At 41.4% G+C, this 237-nt stretch carries 1 pseudogene; it reads right to left on the reverse strand.

Annotated elements, in window-relative coordinates:
- A pseudogene (locus tag V756_RS1000000124205) lies at positions 1–237 on the reverse strand (hypothetical protein); the annotation flags it as partial.

Raw genomic sequence — 237 nt, forward strand, 5'->3', positions numbered from 1 at the left:
TAATGCAGGAGTATACCGATTGACAGGAGATTTGACAAATTGTTTTACAGATTTTCCGCCTTTTTTAATTGTGCCACCAGTTGCTTTCCCAACTTTAGCAAGATCTTTCGAGCCTGTTGAGACAGAGGACTTTCCACCTTTCAACAACAGGAGACTTCCGCCCAAATAAGTAACATAGTGCAGCCGTGTGTATGCATCCCCGTGAATCATTTTTGTATCCCAATTATCCTTCAATGT

It is taken from the genome of Bacillus tequilensis KCTC 13622, assembly GCF_000507145.1.
Taxonomy (GTDB): domain Bacteria; phylum Bacillota; class Bacilli; order Bacillales; family Bacillaceae; genus Bacillus; species Bacillus tequilensis.